General features: G+C 64.5%; 14 protein-coding genes. 6 read left to right on the forward strand and 8 right to left on the reverse strand.

Annotated features, from left to right (window positions below):
* Nucleotides 1–42 precede the first annotated feature (42 nt).
* From EPN80_RS19260 to EPN80_RS19280, 5 genes are all read right to left on the reverse strand, one after another.
* Nucleotides 43–1,059 carry a beta-propeller fold lactonase family protein gene (locus EPN80_RS19260; protein WP_293031187.1) on the reverse strand — a complete coding sequence of 339 codons (1,017 nt, stop codon included), beginning with the start codon at nucleotides 1,057–1,059 and terminating at the stop codon, nucleotides 43–45.
* A gap of 159 nt (nucleotides 1,060–1,218) precedes the next feature.
* A complete protein-coding gene (locus tag EPN80_RS19265) occupies nucleotides 1,219–2,100 on the reverse strand; it encodes an alpha/beta hydrolase (protein WP_293031190.1) in 882 nt (293 codons plus the stop codon).
* A gap of 51 nt (nucleotides 2,101–2,151) precedes the next feature.
* A complete protein-coding gene (locus EPN80_RS19270; RefSeq protein ID WP_293031193.1) occupies nucleotides 2,152–4,113 on the reverse strand; it encodes an aconitase family protein in 1,962 nt (653 codons plus the stop codon).
* Between the two features lie 115 nt (nucleotides 4,114–4,228).
* Nucleotides 4,229–4,891 carry a response regulator transcription factor gene (locus EPN80_RS19275; protein WP_293031617.1) on the reverse strand — a complete coding sequence of 221 codons (663 nt, stop codon included), beginning with the start codon at nucleotides 4,889–4,891 and terminating at the stop codon, nucleotides 4,229–4,231.
* A 14-nt stretch (nucleotides 4,892–4,905) separates the two neighbouring features.
* The gene (locus tag EPN80_RS19280) at nucleotides 4,906–6,324 is read right to left on the reverse strand and encodes a cache domain-containing protein (RefSeq protein ID WP_293031196.1); all 1,419 of its coding nucleotides are present in this window, start codon (nucleotides 6,322–6,324) and stop codon (nucleotides 4,906–4,908) included.
* 394 nt (nucleotides 6,325–6,718) lie between these two features.
* Here EPN80_RS19280 and EPN80_RS19285 point away from each other — a divergent pair, with 394 nt between their 5' ends.
* Nucleotides 6,719–6,958 (forward strand): DUF3311 domain-containing protein, encoded by a 240-nt coding sequence (locus tag EPN80_RS19285; protein ID WP_047214143.1) that lies wholly within the window; start codon nucleotides 6,719–6,721, stop codon nucleotides 6,956–6,958.
* Nucleotides 6,955–8,487: a monocarboxylate uptake permease MctP gene (mctP, locus tag EPN80_RS19290; RefSeq protein WP_293031201.1), complete on the forward strand. Its 1,533-nt coding sequence runs from the start codon at nucleotides 6,955–6,957 to the stop codon at nucleotides 8,485–8,487. Before EPN80_RS19285 ends, mctP begins: the two co-directional genes overlap by 4 nt.
* 100 nt (nucleotides 8,488–8,587) lie before the next feature.
* Here the strand turns inward: mctP and EPN80_RS19295 are convergent, their stop codons facing one another.
* Nucleotides 8,588–9,814: an MFS transporter gene (locus EPN80_RS19295; protein ID WP_293031204.1), complete on the reverse strand. Its 1,227-nt coding sequence runs from the start codon at nucleotides 9,812–9,814 to the stop codon at nucleotides 8,588–8,590.
* Between the two features lie 246 nt (nucleotides 9,815–10,060).
* Here EPN80_RS19295 and EPN80_RS19300 point away from each other — a divergent pair, with 246 nt between their 5' ends.
* The 3 genes from EPN80_RS19300 to leuD all read left to right on the forward strand — a co-directional run bounded on the left by EPN80_RS19300 (nucleotide 10,061) and on the right by leuD (nucleotide 13,159).
* Nucleotides 10,061–10,963: a LysR family transcriptional regulator gene (locus EPN80_RS19300; protein ID WP_293031206.1), complete on the forward strand. Its 903-nt coding sequence runs from the start codon at nucleotides 10,061–10,063 to the stop codon at nucleotides 10,961–10,963.
* Nucleotides 10,964–11,065: 102 nt separating this feature from the next.
* Entirely contained in the window at nucleotides 11,066–12,490 is a 1,425-nt protein-coding gene (gene leuC, locus EPN80_RS19305; protein ID WP_293031208.1) for a 3-isopropylmalate dehydratase large subunit, read from the forward strand.
* 21 nt (nucleotides 12,491–12,511) lie between these two features.
* Nucleotides 12,512–13,159, forward strand: coding sequence for a 3-isopropylmalate dehydratase small subunit (gene leuD / locus EPN80_RS19310; protein ID WP_293031211.1), 648 nt, complete (start codon nucleotides 12,512–12,514; stop codon nucleotides 13,157–13,159).
* Between the two features lie 60 nt (nucleotides 13,160–13,219).
* Here the strand turns inward: leuD and EPN80_RS19315 are convergent, their stop codons facing one another.
* Nucleotides 13,220–14,776: an SH3 domain-containing C40 family peptidase gene (locus EPN80_RS19315; protein ID WP_293031214.1), complete on the reverse strand. Its 1,557-nt coding sequence runs from the start codon at nucleotides 14,774–14,776 to the stop codon at nucleotides 13,220–13,222.
* 237 nt (nucleotides 14,777–15,013) lie between these two features.
* Between EPN80_RS19315 and EPN80_RS19320 the strand changes: the two genes are divergently transcribed.
* The gene (locus EPN80_RS19320) at nucleotides 15,014–15,661 is read left to right on the forward strand and encodes a nitroreductase family protein (protein WP_293031217.1); all 648 of its coding nucleotides are present in this window, start codon (nucleotides 15,014–15,016) and stop codon (nucleotides 15,659–15,661) included.
* Between the two features lie 52 nt (nucleotides 15,662–15,713).
* On the opposite strand, the gene EPN80_RS19325 is transcribed toward EPN80_RS19320, so the two are convergent.
* Nucleotides 15,714–15,986, reverse strand: coding sequence for a BON domain-containing protein (locus EPN80_RS19325; protein WP_293031220.1), 273 nt, complete (start codon nucleotides 15,984–15,986; stop codon nucleotides 15,714–15,716).
* Nucleotides 15,987–16,231: the final 245 nt, after the last annotated feature.

Consider the following 16,231-nt stretch of genomic DNA (forward strand, 5'->3'; position numbering starts at 1 on the left):
CAACCGGCGCGCCGCCCATTGCCGGGCGGCGGCAAGCCGGGATCAGTCGGGATTGGGGGCTGCCACGGGCGCGCGGTCGGCAAAAAAGATGCCGTGCGGCGAGCGCCCGACCGGGATCGTCGCAATCAGTTTGCGCGTGCGCATGTCGATGATACCCACATGCCGCGCGAAACGGAAAGTAACCCACAGGTAACGGTGATCCGCCGTCAGCTCCATATCGTCTGGCCCGGGCATCAGGCCGGTAATATCGCCCACGTTGGTCATCGTATGGTAGTCGATGATGCTGATCGTGCTGTCGACCCGATTGGAGACCGCCACGTGCTGGCCGTCGTCCAGCGAGCGGAAATTATGCGCTCCGCGCCCCGTATGGATGCGCTTGACGACTTGCCGCTTGTGCCAGTCGACCACCGCGACGTCGTCCTCGCCCGTCATGCCGACCAGCAGGTACTGGTCGCCCGGCACCATCCACAGGCCGGCCGGCGTTTTGCCGACGGGCATGGTCCACAGCACTTTCTGGGTCGGCAGGTCGATCGCGGCGAGCTGGTCGGAGTCCTGCAGCGTCACGAACACCGTGCGGTTGTCCATCGAAAACGTCATGTGGCTGGGCGTCTTGCCCAGCGGAATCCGCTTGGCCAGCGTCATGCCCTGGGTTTTCTCGTCGTAGTGGTAGATATCGATGCGGTTGAGCCGCAAACCATTGGTGACGAACCATTTGTGATCGGGAGAAAACCCCAGCTGGTAAGGATCCTCGATGTCCTGCACCCAGCGCTGCACCTTGCCGGTTTGCGGGTCGAGGAACATCAGGTCGTTCGACACCGAGTTCGCCACGATCAGCGACTTCTTGTCCGGCGTGAGCATCAGGTGATGCGGCTCCTTGCCGGTCGGCATGACGGCGACGACCTTGTGCGTGGCCTGGTTAATCAGGGTCAGGGTAGCCTGGCCGGAATCGAGAACGATGACATTCTGCGCGCGCGCCGAGGCGGCAAAACCGAGCCCGCAGGAGAGGGCGGCGACCGCCACGATGGATTTCGTGAAGCGCGTCGCAAAGGAAGCAAACATGTTTTTGGGGCCTGGAAACAAAGCGTATCGGATGGACTGGGCGGCGCGAGCCGATGCTCGCGGCGGCGCTATTTTCCTGCGTTCCTCGCGGGGGTGCAAGCAATCTATTGCGCATCGCACAACAGAGGTAAAAATGCCCTTGCCGACGGCAGTCAAGCGCTATTTGGCCGTTAGAAACGGCAACACTTTAGCCAGCAATTGCTCGGGGGCTTCTTCGGGGACGTAATGCCCGCACGGCAAGGCCTCGCCGACCACATGGGGCGCCAGGCGGCGCCACTCGGCGAGCGGGTCGAAACACTGCTCGATGACGCCTTCGGCGCCCCACAATGCCATGAAGGGACAGCGGATCTGGCGCCCGGCGGCGCGATCGGCGCGATCGTGTTCCAGATCGATCGTCGCGCTGGCGCGGTAATCCTCGCACAGCCCATGGGCGGCAGCCGGGTCGCTCAGGCAGCGCAGGTATTCGGCATAGGCGGCTTGCGTGAAGGGCTTGAGGCCCGCGCTGCGGGTGCCCATGGTCTGCCTCAGGTACTGGTCGGGGTCGGCGCGGATCAGCGTTTCCGGAAATGGCGCCGGGCGGATCAGGAAAAACCAGTGCCAGTAGGCGCGCGCGAAATCGAACGAGGTTTGCTCATACATCGCCAGGGTCGGCGCGATGTCGAGGGTCACCAGCTTCTCGACGGCCGCGGGGTGATCGAGCGCCATGCGCGCGGCAACGCGCGCGCCCCGGTCGTGAGCCAGCACCGAAAAAGTGTCGAATCCCAGCGTGCGCATCAACTCGACCTGATCCAGCGCCATGCGCCGCTTGGCGTAATTGCTGTGATCGGGCAGGCCGGCCGGCTTGCCGCTGTCGCCATAGCCGCGCAGATCGGCCGCCACCACGGTGAAATGTTGCGCCAGTACGGGTGCGACCTTGTGCCAGATCGCGTGGGTTTGCGGGTGGCCGTGCAACAGCAGCAGCGCCGGCCCGCCGCCGCCGCGGATGGCATGGATATTGATGCCGTCGATCACGGCGGATACTTTTTCGAATGCGTCGAACACGATGGCCTCCCGGGCGTTTGCGTCAGTTTAGCCGGGCTTGGGCCAACTCGCTCAGGCGCTTGCGATAGCTGTGTCGCGCTGCAGTTGTTCGAACGCTACGATCTTGCCGGCCAGTGCGCTGGCTGCCACGGTGTAGGGGCTTGCCAGCCATACCTGGCCTGGGCCGGAGCGGCCCGGGAAATTGCGGTTGATGGCGCTGACCGTCACCTGCCCGGGGTCGGTGGACTGCCCCGGGCCGCAGTTCGCGCACGAGCCGCAGCCAGGAGGCACGAGCGTGACATGGGCGGCCTCGAAGGTGGCGAGGTAGCCGCGCTGCTCGCAATACCGGCGCACGTCGAGCGTGCCGAACTGCAGATAAAGGCGGGTGCCAGGGGCCACGCGCAGGCCATGATCGAGCCCCCAGCGCAGCACCTCATGGTAGCTGTCGAAGTCGCTGCGCTTGCCGGCCGTGCAGGAGCCGCCGTAGGCGATATCGACCGCGATCGCGTCGCTCAAGGCCGAGGCGGGCACGCCGTTGCCGGGGTCGCCCGGCCGGGCCAGCATCGGTTCGATGCGCTCGCCTTCGATGCGGATGACGTCGCAGTAGGGCGCCCCGGGGTCGCTCTGCATCCACGACTCGAGCCTGAAATCGATGCCGCGCCGCTCCTTCAGAAAGGCGATGGTTTTCTCGTCCGGGGCCACGATGCCGGTCATGCCGCCCAACTCGGCCACCATATTGGTCAGCGTGGCGCGCTCGTCGATCGACAGCGCCTGCACTGCCGCGCCGCCGTATTCGAAAACCACCCCGATCGCGCCGCCGGCGCGGATGGTTTCCATCTGCAGCAGATGAAGCACCAGATCCTTGGCCGTCACGCCGGGGCGCAGTTGGCCGCTGACCTCGATGCGCAGCGTCTGCGGCACCTTGCAGCGCACATAGCCGGTCACCCAGCTGTTGGCGATTTCGGTGGCGCCGGCCCCGAAGGCCAGGCAGCCCAGCGCACCCGAGTGCGGCGTATGGGAGTCGGTGCCGACGATCACCTGACCCGGCAACGCATAGCGCTCGGCCATCAGCGCATGACAGATGCCTTCGGAGCCGGTTTCGCCGGGCAACGCGCCGTGCACCCTTACCGGGTAGTCGCGAGCGAACGCCTGATGACCCTGGGCGAGGTTGGCCACGCCCGGCAGCAGTCCGTTGCGCACGTGCGGCACGCTTTGCGCGGCTAGCACCAGATGGTCCTGGAATGCAACGATATGCTCGGGATCGACCAACGGCGCGGGCTTGCCGAACGCGCGGTGCATGAGGTGCGCGCTCATGCCGGTGAAATAATCGTGGCTGAAGCGGTAGTCGGCCGCGATGAACACGCCATCGCCGCTGTGGGCGCGCTCGCTGGCCGGATGCAGATGCCGTTCGATGATTTTCTGGACCAGCGTGCGCGGTGCGCCCGGTTCGGCGCGCGCATTATCCGCGCGCGAGCGCGGCGCTGGCCAGGATTGCGAGCGGCTGTAGTCGAGCAGGCCGCCGGCGCGGATGATGCGCTGGGTCAGTTCGTCGCGGCCGGCCAGGAATACCGACATCGGAATTGCCTCGCCAGCGGCGATGCGATCGAGCACCGAGAAATCGGTGGTGGTGAGAATGCCGATGTTGTCGCAGTTCTGTTGATAAATGCGCTCGAAACTTTGCGCCACGATCAGCCGGATGCCGGCCGACAATTCGGCCAGCGGCGACGATTCGCGCGATGAGCCCTTGCCATAGCGCTTGCCGGCCACCGTCACGGCGAAACCACCTTGCTTGACGGCGTTTTCGCCAAACGGCATTTCGTCGCCTGCCTTGAAGCCGACATAGGGGTAACGGCCCAGCCGCTCGTCGTAGACCAGCATCACAGTCACCGGGGTGATTTCGTCGGTCGAGACATCATCCCGCAACGGCCCGGCATCGGCCAGGCTGATCGATTCGCCAGCCAGCTGGCGGCGAATGCAGGCCGGGTCCTGTGACAGGTACAGCACGCGGGCGTCGAAGCGAACGGTATCTTCCATGGCGGGGCATCTCCTTGTGACCCCACTATATCGGCGCTCGGGGGCGCGTGGCGTGACGGCTCGGCATGGCAGCCTTGCCGGGGTGTGATGATTCGGCCGGCAAGGCCGGCGCCGCTCAGGACTGGCTGAAGAACTCGACGGCGAACTTGATCAGCTCGGCCTGGCCGTCGATACCCAGCTTGCGCTTGATCGACATGCGATGGGTTTCGACGGTGCGCACGGACAGGCCATGCAGCGAAGCGATCTGCTTGTTGGAGAGTCCATTGGCCAGGTGGCGCAGAATTTCGTGCTCGCGCCGCGTGAGTTTTTCGATCTCGCGCGCGGCGAACTTGTCGCTCAGCCCGTGCGTCGCGGCTGCTGGCGCCGGCTCGCGCATGTCGACGGCAAAGAACGTGCCGCCGCCCATGATGGTGTAGATCGCCTCGACGATTTGCGTGGCCGGCGAATCCTTCAGCACGTAGCCGTGTGCGCCGGCCGCCTGGGCTTGCGCCGCGTACTCGCGATTGTCGTGCATCGACAGCACCAGTACCCGCGTACTCGGGTACCTTTGGTGGATCGCCCGGGTCAGCGCAATGCCGCTGCCGCCTTTCATGCTGATATCGGTGAGCACCAGATGCGGCTGGGTCTGCTCGATCAGCCGCAAGGCGTCGGTCAGATTGCCGGCTTCGCCGACCACCCGAAGCCCGGCAATGGCATCGAGCCGCAGGCGCAGGCCGTCGCGCACCAGCGGATGGTCGTCGACCAGCAGCAGATCGATCAGGGCGGGCAGGCGCGTCATGTCAGGTTCGCGTTTCACGTCAAAGCGGCGGCCGTCTCCAGCGCCGCGGGATGGTAGGGAATCAGCGCGATCAACTCGGTATGGCCAGGGCTGGAGTCGATCTGCAGGCAGCCACCCAGCGATTCGACACGTTCGCGCATATTGCGCAGGCCGATGCCGCGCTGCGCGTCGGCGTGTACCGCTTCACAGTCGAAACCCCGGCCGTTGTCCATCACGCTGAGCATGACCTGGCGCGGCAGCACAGCCAGCGCGATTCTGACCCGGCTGGCCGCGGCATGACGCGCAATATTGGAGAGCGCTTCCTGGGCAATGCGAAATAGTATCGTATTGAACGAATCGGGTAATGATTTGCCCTGCGCGGCCGAGACGTCGACGACGACGTTTTCGCGGGGCATGTAGCCGGTCTCGCCGAATTCCCTGCCGAGCTGCACCAGCGCGGCGGCCAGCCCGAAATCGTCGAGCATCGACGGGCGCAGCGCGTGCGAGATGCGGCGGATTTCGCCCAGGGTCCGGTTGATCTGCGCGAGCGCCTTGCCGATCGTGGCATCGACCATGCCCGGGTCGTCTCGCGCCTGCCCGGCATGGGCCGGCACTGACTCGAGCAGCAGCTTGGTCGACACCAGCATCTGGCTGACGCCGTCGTGCAACTCGCGCGAGAGCCGCCCACGCTCGGCTTCCTGCGATTCGACCACCTGATGGGCGAGCAGCTTGAGTTTCGCATCGGAGCTGCGCCAGTCGGTGATATTCAGCGCCAGGCCACAGATGCCGATGGCCAGCATGCCGAGCGTGCCGGTCAGGCCGATCCACAACAGCGTGCGTTTGATATTCATCGACGCGTGCTGGTCGATTTGAGCCAGCGTGGCCGTGACGTCGTCCAGGTAGATGCCGGTGCCGATCATCCACCCCCAGCGATCGAGCTTGAGCACATAGCCGAGCTTGGGCTCGATCTGGTGAGTCGAGGGCCGCCTCCACGGGTATTCGACAAAACCGCCGCCTTGCTCGGCCCGGTGGATCAACCGCTGGATCGGCGAAGTGCCGTCGGGCGCGCGCAGCGACCAGAGGTTCTGGCCGACCAGTTCCGGCTGGCGCGGATGCATCAGCGATTTGCCGTTCAGGTCATAGACAAAAAAATAACCGTCCGTGCCGAACTCTAGCTTGGACAATATCTGAAGTGCGCGCTCGCGCGTGGCGGCGTCGTTGCGGCCGGAATCATAGAGCGGTGCAATGGCGCTTTGCGCCAGGTCCATGTAATGGCGCAGCTCGGCCTGCTTGCTGGCCCGGTAGGCCGCCGCGATGATGCTTCGCTGGGAGTTCGACAGCACGTGTGCCTGCAACACCACGGCGATGGTGATGATGGCCGTCGCGATCATGAACGGCATCAGCGCGAGCAGGAGCAGCTTGCGTCGCAGGCCGGGAATAGGGACGCTCAACATCGCGTTAAATCAGCCATCCGAGAAGGGCGGCAAGCCGCCGCGTCGAGCGACGCGGCCTAACCTGCGACCCGCAATTGATAAAGTGCCGCGGCATGGCTGCCGTGCCCGAGCGCCTCTGAGTTCGCGCCAGGACAATCGATCACGGAATCAATCTGCGTGGTACTACGTAGATGCCGTGCGACGCGGCTCAGGGTATTCCGCAGAGCGAAACCCTGCGGACAGGCGAAATTATCACTCAAACGGGCGATCTGCGTAGTACTACGCTTGTAGACGGCGGACAGACTCTCAATAATGCTCGCGCGTCCAAATACGAGGCGGACGTAATGACCGATGGCCGGCCGGTTTTACACGCCGGGCCGGTTTGCCATTTTGAGCCATATAAGGAGACTTGAGCATGAAATCGACGATTCCAGCCCAAGCCGGCGCACGCTGGCGATGGCTGCTGCTATTGCCCTGGATCGCATTGTTCTGGGTGCCTTCGTACAACGCCGTCGAGCCCACGCTCGCGGGCTTTCCCTTCTTCTACTGGTACCAATTGTTGTGGGTGCTGCTGAGCGCGGCCATCACGGCGCTTGTGTATGTCAAGACCCGGGGCCTGCATGCGGCCGCCGATGAGCGGGAGGCGACAGAATGAACGTAACTGCTACCCTGGTTTTCGTGCTGTTTTTCCTGGCCGTGACGGTCATGGGCTTCTATGCGGCCCACTGGCGCCGCGGCGACCTGCGCTCGATCGACGAGTGGGGTCTGGGCGGGCGGCGCTTCGGCACGATCGTGACGTGGTTTCTGCTGGGCGGCGACATCTACACGGCCTACACCTTCATCGCCGTGCCCGCGCTGGTGTTCGGCGCCGGCGCAATCGGCTTTTTCGCGCTGCCTTACACGATTCTGATCTACCCGTTTGCCTTCGTGGTGTTCCCGAAGCTATGGCATATCGCCAAGCGCCACGGTTACGTCACGGCCGCCGACGTCGTGCAGGGTCGTTTCCAGAGCAAGCCGCTGGCGCTGGCCGTGGCGGTCACCGGCATCGTCGCGACGATGCCGTATATCGCCTTGCAACTGGTCGGGATCGAAACCGTGATTGGCGCACTGGGCTTTAACACCCATGGTGCGCTGGGCGATCTGCCGCTGATCATCGCGTTTGCGATTCTGGCGGCCTACACGTACTCGTCGGGCCTGCGCGCGCCGGCGATGATCGCGGTGGTCAAGGACCTGCTGATCTACGTGACGATCGGCGCGGCGGTGATCGTGGTGCCGGCGCAGCTCGGCGGCTTTGCGCATATTTTCAGTGCGGTGCCGCCGGCCAAACTGCTGTTGCACGCGCCGGACGCTGCCAGCCTGAATGGCTATAGCGCGTACGCCACGCTGGCGATCGGCTCGGCCCTCGCCCTGTTCCTTTATCCACACTCGGTCACGGCGATTTTCAGCTCCTCCTCGGGCAACACGATTCGCCGCAACATGGCGCTGCTGCCGGCCTACACGTTCATGCTCGGTCTGCTCGCGCTGCTGGGCTTCATGGCGCTGGCCGCGGGCTTGCAGAACATGCCGGAGTTCGTGCCGTACTTCAAGGCTTATGGGCCGAGTTTCGCGGTGCCGGCGCTGTTCCTGCATTTCTTCCCGTCATGGTTCGTGGGTGTCGCGTTTGCCGCCATCGGCATCGGTGCTCTGGTGCCGGCCGCGATCATGTCGATTGCCGCCGCCAACCTGTACACGCGCAATATTCATCGCGTCTACGTCAAACGGGATATGAGCCCTCACCAGGAGACCCAGGTGGCGAAGCTGGTGTCGCTGATCGTCAAGCTCGGCGCGCTGGCGTTCATCGTGTTCCTGCCGCTAACCTACGCGCTGCAGTTGCAGTTGCTCGGCGGCATCTGGATCATTCAGACGCTGCCGGCGATCGTGCTTGGCCTCTACACGCGGGTGCTCGACTCGCGCGGTCTGCTGCTGGGCTGGCTGGTAGGTATCGTCGCTGGCACCTGGATGGCCGCCTCGCTGCATCTGAAATCGTCGATCTATACGATTCACGTGGGCGGCATGGCGATTCCCGGTTATGCCGCGGTTTGGTCGCTGGCGATCAACATCGTCGTGGCGGTGGTGGTCAGCTTGGTGATCCGTCTGGTGCAGGGCGATTCGCGCGCCCGGCTGGATACGGCCAGCGGTAAATAACGCGGTATCCCCGTCGTCTGCCGATCGCCCGCTGACCACACGGCGATTGGGCGCGCCCCCGAGCGAGATCCGCTCGGGGGCGTTTTTCATTGGTGGGCGGTCAGCGCGCCTGGTCGGCCGGCATGCGCTGACGGCGGGCCGGCGTCAGCAGCGCATTGCCTGCCGCGCAGGCGAGCAGCAGCACGCAGGTCGCCAGAAACACGTAGCGCATGCCGATATGCCCGCCGACGAAGCCGCCGAACAGGGGCCCTGCGACCTGACCAACGTATTGCGATGAGGTCGAATAGCCGAGCACGCGTCCGACCGACTCGTCGGGCACGTTGTGCCTGATCAGCGCCGTCACGCAGGGCAGCAGGCCGCCGAGCGACAGCCCCATCAGAAAGCGCAACCCGATCAACTGCCAGGCGGCGGTGACGAATGCCTGCGGAATCAGCAGCAAGCCTGAGACGGCGAGGCAGCCGGTCACGACCTTCATGCCGCCGATCCGGTCGGCGAGCTTGCCCAGGCGCGACGCCGAGACGATGCTGCCGAGCGCGGCAGCCGACATGGCCAGGCCCGAGACAAAGGTGACCGTCTTGATGTCGCTGACCAGTTGTTGCACGTAGACCGTGATGATCGGCTCGATCGACATATTGGCGACCATCAGCAGGGTCGCGGTGGCCAGCATCGACAACACCATTTTGCGATTGCCCAGCGGCGCCGGCGCCCCCCTGACGGCGGCCCGGGTGCCGCGCTCGGCTTGCGAACGCGGCGGGCGATCTTCCCTGATCAAAATACAGGTGGCCAGACAATTGAGCGAAATGAAGCCGCTGGCCACGAAGAACGTCATGCGGATGCCGAACAGCGACGGCATGATGCCGCCCAGCAGCGGCCCCATCAGGTTACCCGCCATGATGCCGGTCGACAGCACGCCTAGCGCCCACGCCGAGCGGTGCTTGGGCGTTTGCGCCGCCACCAGCACGTAGGAACCTGAAGTGTAGCCGCCGGCCAGGCCGACCAGCAGCCGTATCCCGGCCAGTTGCCAGACATTCTGCGCCAGCCCGATGAGTGCCATGGTGAGCATCATGCCGATGCTGGCGCGAATCAGGTTCGGCTTGCAGCCGAATCGGTCCGCCAGCCGGCCCCATAGTGGTGCGACCAGCGCCCCGGCGAGGAACGTCGCGCCATAGACGATGCCGGACCATTGCACAATGGCGGCGTGGCCGTGCACGCCCAACTGTTCGATATAGACCGGCAGGAACGGCAGCACCAACGTCATCGCAATGATGTTGATGAAAGCGCCGAAGAAGCAAACGGCCAGGTTACGTTGCCAGTGAGATTCGTTCATGGTTCGCGAAGGAGGGGGCTGCCGCGCCGGTTCTCAGGCCGAGGATGCGGCGGCGCGCGCCGGACGTCAAGCTCGGGCGGCTCGCGGGACTGCCCCAGTATAAAAGCGGTGGTATGTCCGGGCGTTGTCGGTACGGCATTGCTGCCATGCCCGATCGTCATGGCAAAGCGGCATGCGAGCGGCGGCCGCGCGCACCGGTAGTATGATCGTGCCATTTCGCCAACGCCCTGGATGAGGCGCCGCGCCATGAACCATTTGCTTCGCAAGCTCGATCTGACGTCGCTCAGGCTGTTCGTCGCCGTGTGTCAGGAAAGAAATATTGCCCGCGCGGCCGAGCGCGAGTGCATTACGCCCTCGGCAGTGAGCCGGCGCATCGCGGAAATCGAAACGGTGATCGGGCGGCCGGTGATCCATCGGGAGTCGCGCGGCATTTCCGTGACGCCGGTGGGCGAGATGGTGATGCGCCATGCCCAGGCGGTTATCGCCAGCTTCGAGAGCCTCGATGCCGAGCTCTCGCAATTTGCCACCGGCGCCAAGGGCAGCGTCAAGGTGGTCGCCAATTTGTCGGCCATCGTGCAGTTCTTGCCCGAAGATATCGCCGCCTACACCCGCACTTTTCCCGACGTCGAAATTCAGGTGGACGAAAAATCGACCTCGAGCGTGTTGCGCAGCGTCAGCGAGAGCAGCGCGGACTTCGGGATTTGCAACGCGGTACCCGGCATCAAGGACCTGGAGTTTTTGCCGTACCGCACCGATCGGCTGTTCGTCCTGGTGCCGCGCGGGCATCGGCTGTGCGACGCGACAGCCGTCACGCTGGCCGACATGGCGCGCGAGAATTTCGTCGGCCTGGGCAGCGACACGTCGCTCGCGCGGCTGCTGGCGCAGCAGGCCAGGAGCCTGGGACTGGACATGAAGGAGAAGATCCGCGTCAACAGCTTCGACGCGCTGTGCCGCATGGTGCATGTACGCCTGGGCATCGCCGTGCTGCCGCAGCACATCGGCGAGCTGTATGTCGACACGCTGGATCTGCAACTGGTGCCGATCGCGGAGCCTTGGGCATCGCGCGAACAGATCGTGGTGTTTCGCCAGCGCGAGCGGCTGACAGCGGCGGCCGCGGCGCTGGTCAATTTCCTGACCAATAAGCGCTGAGCCGTTGCCATCTCGTTCCGGAACGTCTGCCTTGAGCAATCATCACCGCCGGGCCGCGCGCGGGTCAGTACCATTGGCTGACATTTTCGATTCCTGTGAACCATGGCCAAGACCCTCTACGACAAGCTCTGGGAGACCCACGCGGTCGCCACCGAGAAAGACGGCACAACGCTGCTCTATATTGACAGGCACCTGATCAACGAAGTCTCGAGCCCGCAGGCATTCGAAGGCCTGACGCTGGCTGGGCGCAAGCCGTGGCGCGTGGGCGCGAACCTGGCGGTGGCCGACCATAACGTGCCGACGACCGAGCGCAGCAGCGGGCATATCGAAGACCCGATTTCCCGCCTGCAGGTAGAGACCCTCGGCAGCAACGCCAAGACGTATGGTTTCACCTATTTCGACATGCTCGACAAGCGGCAGGGCATCGAACACGTGATCGGGCCGGAGCAGGGCGTGACGCTGCCGGGCATGACCGTCGTGTGCGGCGATTCGCACACGTCCACGCATGGCGCGTTCGGCTGCCTGGCGCATGGCATCGGCACCTCTGAAGTCGAGCATGTCCTGGTGACGCAGACGCTGCTCACGCGCAAGATGAAGTCGATGCTGGTGCAAGTCGATGGCCAATTGCCGATTGGCGTTAGCGCCAAGGACGTCGTGCTGGCGATTATCGGCAAGATCGGCACGGCCGGAGGCACAGGCTATGCGATCGAATTCGCCGGCTCGACGATTCGAGCGCTGTCGATGGAAGGACGCATGACGATCTGCAATATGGCGATCGAGGCGGGCGCGCGCGCCGGCATGATCGCCGTCGACGAGACCACGCTGGCGTATGTGAAAGACCGTCCGTTGGCGCCGACCGGCGCGCAGTGGGACCAGGCGGTGGAATACTGGCGCACGCTGCACTCCGACGAGGGCGCCCATTTCGACGCGGTGGTGACGCTCGATGCGACTCAAATCAAACCGCAGGTGACCTGGGGCACCTCGCCGGAAATGGTGGCGCCGGTCGACGCGCGGGTGCCCGATCCCGCGCAGGAGTCCGACCCGATGCGCCGCGATGGCATGCGAAAGGCGCTGGCCTATATGGATCTGGCGCCCGGCACGCCGATTACCGATATTGCGATCGACAAGGTGTTTATCGGCTCGTGCACCAATTCACGCATCGAGGATTTGCGCATCGCCGCGGCAGTCGTGCGCGGCCAGCGTGTGGCCGCCAATGTGAAGCAGGCGCTGGTGGTGCCCGGCTCGGGGCTGGTCAAGGCCCAGGCCGAGCGCGAGGGGCTCGACGAGGTATTTCGCGCGGCCGGCTTCGAGTGGCGCGAACCGGGTTGCTCGATGTGCCTGGGGATGAACGATGACCGGCTGGCGGCCGGCGAGCGTTGCGCCTCGACCTCCAACCGCAATTTCGAAGGGCGCCAGGGAGCGGGCGGCCGCACGCACCTGGTGAGCCCGGCGATGGCCGCGGCCGCTGCCATCGCCGGGCATTTCGTCGATGTGCGTGCAATGCGCCCGGCGAACGCCGCAAGTTAACCCCGATCCGACGGATTTTCGATGAAACCTTTGACCCAACACACCGGCATCGTCGTACCGCTCGATCGTGCCAACGTCGACACCGACGTCATTATTCCGAAGCAGTTCCTCAAGTCGATCCGGCGTACCGGGTTCGGCGTCAATCTGTTCGATGAATGGCGCTATCTCGATCACGGCGAACCGGGGCAGGATTGCTCGAAGCGGCCGGTGAATCAATCGTTCGTATTGAATCGGCCCGATCTGAAGGGCGCATCGATTCTGCTGGCGCGCGCCAACTTCGGTTGTGGCTCCTCGCGCGAGCATGCGCCCTGGGCGCTCGAGCAATATGGATTTCGGGTGCTGCTCGCGTCGAGCTTCGCCGACATCTTTTTCCACAATTGCTTCAAGAATGGCCTGTTGCCGATCGTATTGAGCGAGGCCGACATCGAGCGTCTGTTCGTGGCCGCGCATGCGGCCGGCGCACTGCGCCTTGAAGTCGACCTGCAGCAGCAGACTGTCAGGACGCTCGACGGAGCCATCGAGATAGGGTTCGATGTCGATCCGTTTCGCAAGGAGTGCCTGCTCAACGGGTTTGACGATATCGCGTTGACCTTGCGTCAGACCGAAGCCATTCGTGGCTTCGAGCAACAGCACATGGCGCGATTCCCGTGGTTGGCCAACGCAGTCTGACGGGCGCCTGACGGTGATTCGACGCGGCGGCGCCACATTGCACGCCGCCGAAGGACCCGCTCAGCTGGCCGGGTTGTCGTCGTCCGCCGGCACCGGCGCGCCGACGCCGGCCGTACCGATAATGCTGATCCGGAAGGTTGGGGTGGCCGCGAGCGAGCGTAGCGCCGGATCTTCCGGAATATGAAGCAGCAGCGGCGTGATCACCGAGCCGCCAATGACGGCTCGCCGGCTATTGTCGGCCGGGCTGAGTCCCCAGATGTCCTGATAGACGAGCGGCACGAGGTGCTGTCCGTGCCGGACATTGCCCAAATACAGCATGACGTGGCCGCCGATATAGATCAGGGTGCGCATCGGTTTGCCATTTCGCATCAAAAATGCCAGACGCTGGGCCGGCGAGTCGCCTGACAGATCGGTCATGTCGCCGGCGCTCATCTGCGATGACGAATGGCGCGGCAGCCACACGCCGAACGCCGCGAAAATGCTTTGCAGTTCCGACGAGCAATCGTTGTACAGGCCGGTATTGCCCCACCCGTAAGGCCGGCCGATCAGCGCCTTGAGCAGCGTCGCGAGGTGTCGGGGCGTGGCGCGCCACGGCATCGGGACGATTTGCGCATCACCCAGCAGCGCGGTATGGATAACCGCGCGGCCGTCTATGTCACGTACCGGCACCATGACGGTGCGCTGGCCGGGCGCGGGGCCGGACAGCAACGGCAGCAGCGTGCCGGCGGGCGCGTCGAAACGGAACATGCCCTGTGTGTCGCGTACCGGCGCGGAAGCCGCGATCACAGCGCCCAGCGCTTGCCGGGCCGCCGTGCGCCAGGCGCCGGCGAAAGCGTCGTCCACCGCAGCCACTCCACGGCTGCGCACCCAGCCCTGCACGTCGGGCGTCTGCACATAATCCCAGCCGCCGTCGAGGCTGCTGCCGAGCACATAGAGGGGGGTGCCGGGGCGAATCGCCGATATCTGCAGGTTGTCGAAGGGATAGCCCTCGCCGGCCAGGTGCCTGCTGTAGAACGATGGGTCCATGGTCGGCAGTTCACGCACCAGCAAATTGCCGGTGGCGATGGCCCTGCGCCCCGGCTGGAAGCTTGGCGCATCCCCGAATTGCCCGACATCCATGTTGTGGGCGATCGCATCGATCCATGCCTTGGTGTGCGGCCGGAAGTTCTGCCCGTAGCCGATGTGGCGTCCCGCTTGCCTGGTATTGTCGAAACGCTCGATGCGGCGGCGCTGCAGGGCGACGACGTCGCTGCCGTCCTGGCGGTAGACGCGGGCATCCACATAAGCGGAATTCCATGGCGACGGGTCGTTGGTGGCTGTGCCGAAATAGCGCGCGTAGAGCGCGAGCAAATGCGCCTGCTGGTCTGCCGCGCTGAGGAAGGGTTGGTCGTAATCCGGGCTGTCCGGCGCAATCCAGCGATCGACGTTTTGATCGTAGCCGGTCATTGGAAAAAGGCTGACGCGGTCGATCGCTGCCGACGCGGGGGCGGAGACCGGCGCGCTCGCGCAGCCGGCCAGCGCCAGGCATCCGGCAATGGCCAGTGCGTGCCAAGCATGAACCACGCGCGCAGCGACACAGTGGCGAGGGCGAGCTGAAGAGCGGGCTGGGACAGTCATGGGCAAGGGATTCGCTGGCGGATATATGGGCTGTGATGATACGACGATTTGCCGTAAAGCAATGCACCGCTCGGACGACTCGGAAGACTCTGTATCCGGCTTGATCCTGGTCAAAACCCTTGATCGGCCGCGTGGCAGGCTTGTCGGCATGCCGCGATGCGTTCGGCACAGGGGTTGGACGCGCGATCCGGCATGGCATCGTGCCAAGCCATCGAGGCAGGTCTTCGGGAGATTGAGATGACGACTTCGCAATTGTTGCGCTACGAACCGGCGGTACCGGCTCCGGCGCTGTTGACCCAGAGCGCGTTGACGGAAATCGTGCTGCCTCAGCCAGTGCTGGGCACTGGGCCCGCGCTCACGAGCGCACTGGCATCGCGCCGCAGCGTGCGGGATTTCACCGCGCAGGCGCTCACGCAACAGCAACTGGGCGAGTTGTTGTGGGCAGCCGACGGCGTGAATCGTGCGGCCGGCGGCGGTCGTACGGCGCCGTCGCCGCATGGCGTGCAAGAGATCGATATCTATGCGGCGCTGCCCGATGGTGTCTACCGCTACGAGCCGGGTACGCACAGCCTGAAGCTCAAGCGTGCCGTGGATGCGCGCAATCTGACCGGTTATCAGGATTTTGTCGGGCGTGCGCCGCTCGATTTGGTGTATGTGGTCAATTATGGGCGTCTGCTGGAGATGCCCGCGCAACAACGCGACATATTTTCCGCGGCGACCGCCGGCGCGATTGCGCAGAACGTTTATCTTTACTGCGCCTCGGCTGGCCTGGGCGCGGTAGTGCGCGGCTGGCTCAATCGGCGCAATTTGGCCGAGGCCATTGGCTTGAACGAAGACGAAGTGCCGATCCTGGCGCAGACTGTCGGCGTGCCGGCCAACCCGTAAGACATGATGTCTGGCGTGCCCGGCGCCATGCCGGGCGCGCGCTGGCGGCTTGCTACCTTACCAGCAGTTCGTCGATCACAGTCTGTACGCCAGGCGAGGACCATGCGGCGTCAAATGCCGCCGCTTTCTCGGCGCTCGAGTCGACCTCGCCGCGCAATGTCACGGTGCCGTCGCGCATGCTGACCTGGATGTATTGCGACTCGAGCCGCGTGTATAGCTGCAGCGCCGCCTCGATTTTTCTGCCGATTTCAACGGCCGGCGAATGGCCGAATGCCTCGTCGTGATCCGCTCCCGCGTTCTGTTTCTGCTGCATGTCCGTCTTCATTGCTGCTCTCCAGATTGCCTCGATCGTTTCGCCACGTCCGATGCGTTAAGGATGGAGACGAAACTTTTTTAAGCATATGTCGACGCACTTTCTCGATATTGATCTGGGTCATGACCTGCCGGCGGCCGTGTCATCGGGCGCCCGCCTGCTGGCGCAACGGCCGGCCGCCACCGGGGCGGCGGGCAATCGTGGCAATTGTTGGCTGTCATCCTAATGTCATATTTTGAACCTACGATCTAGCGCTC

Origin of the sequence: Pandoraea sp. (genome assembly GCF_004297875.1) — a bacterium.
Lineage (GTDB): Bacteria > Pseudomonadota > Gammaproteobacteria > Burkholderiales > Burkholderiaceae > Pandoraea.